At 50.0% G+C, this 288-nt stretch carries 1 rRNA gene; it reads left to right on the top strand.

The window, feature by feature from the left end:
• Positions 1-12: 12 nt before the first annotated feature.
• Positions 13-129: ribosomal RNA gene (rrf, locus tag M3223_RS24095) — 5S ribosomal RNA — on the top strand.
• The last annotated feature ends 159 nt before the right edge of the window (positions 130-288 follow it).

Below are 288 nucleotides of genomic sequence, written 5' to 3'. Positions count from 1 at the left end.
GACGCTTCATCGTTTGGTGGCGATGGCGGAAGGGAACCACGCGTACCCATCCCGAACACGACCGTTAAGCCTTCCAGCGCCGATGGTACTTGGACCGCAGGGTCCTGGGAGAGTAGGACGTCGCCAAGCGGTGCATTTTTGCGCCAAAAAAGTATAGACGTGTCTTTTACTGAGGTTTACCTTTGTAGCTGATTCGTCCATAAAACCACTTGTACCTTGAAAACTGGATACGAACGATATGAAATGCTGAAACATCCGAAAGCTGTGGTCTTAACTGGAACTTGTCCT

The sequence above is a fragment of the Paenibacillus pasadenensis genome (assembly GCF_023715725.1).
In the GTDB taxonomy this organism is placed as follows: Bacteria; Bacillota; Bacilli; order Paenibacillales; family Paenibacillaceae; genus Paenibacillus_O; species Paenibacillus_O pasadenensis_A.
This window is presented reverse-complemented; position numbering and strand designations above follow the sequence as displayed.